The 889-nt window shown below is 59.6% G+C and carries 1 protein-coding gene; it reads right to left on the reverse strand.

The features are described from left to right. Positions 1–77: 77 nt before the first annotated feature. A complete protein-coding gene (locus tag P0D89_RS53490; RefSeq protein WP_408371345.1) occupies positions 78–542 on the reverse strand; it encodes a hypothetical protein in 465 nt (154 codons plus the stop codon). Between the last annotated feature and the right edge of the window lie 347 nt (positions 543–889).

The raw sequence follows: 889 nt of genomic DNA on the forward strand, positions 1-889 counted from the left end.
CACTCACCTGCACCGCACCTTCCCAATACACCGTGTGCGGACAAACTTCTCAAAACATCCCCTGCCGCCCGATCTAACTAAGCCCGCTTGCGCACCGGCGTCTGCTCGGGCACACCCGCGATAAAACGGTCAAGTCGCTCGCTCGCATCCGTGATCGCCCAAAGAGGTACGCTGTGTAGTTGTCGGTCGTAACTCGTCGCGATCGACGCAAAAAGCGCGACTCCTGTGTCGTCCAATCTCCACTCGTCGGTCTCCCTGCCGATATCGAACACCACTGCCATAGCGCGATCCGCCACTTCGAGTTCGTCACTGCTCACCGAACCGAAGCCCAACTCAGCCAAAAAGCCGGTCAGTAGCATGGTCTGCGTGAGGGTTTGCGCGTCGGTCTTGCTGCCGGCGCCGCGGCGCAAGATGTCGAGCGCCAGATGCACCCGTAGCGCGAGGTCGTCGGCGATTTGCCGCGGGATGGGCAACAGCATGGCCTTCGCATGCCGCGCGCGTGCAACTCCAGCGTTGCGTGAAAAGGGAATAGGTTGTGCCATGAAGGTCCAATGTTTATGCCTGTGCAGATGCAATAACGGCGCGCCTCGAAAAAGGTTGAGCCCCCCGTTCTCCAGACCGCAAATGCACAGGCCGAAACGCCGGCTAGCGGCTGTTTCCGCGCTAATTGCAGTCGTCTGGCGGCGCAGCCCACCTTTTCAATTCATCTGAGCGACACCTTTCGACCGCCCTTCATGGCACAGGGCGCGTCATCAACGGATCTACTGTCACAAATGACCAGGGCATGGCGAGGAGTTGGCCCAAAAAAGCCGCAACAGCAAGCACGCCACGTCTACGCAAGCGAGACGTCGACATTATTCGAACCATCCCCGAAACCTGGCACCCGCTG

This window comes from Paraburkholderia sp. RL18-085-BIA-A, assembly GCF_046027075.1.
Lineage (GTDB): Bacteria > Pseudomonadota > Gammaproteobacteria > Burkholderiales > Burkholderiaceae > Paraburkholderia.

Excerpts from the sequence above, each read along its gene's own strand:
- P0D89_RS53490 (WP_408371345.1), bottom strand. The coding sequence starts at position 542 with ATGGCACAACCTATTCCCTTTTCACGCAACGCTGGAGTTGCACGCGCG.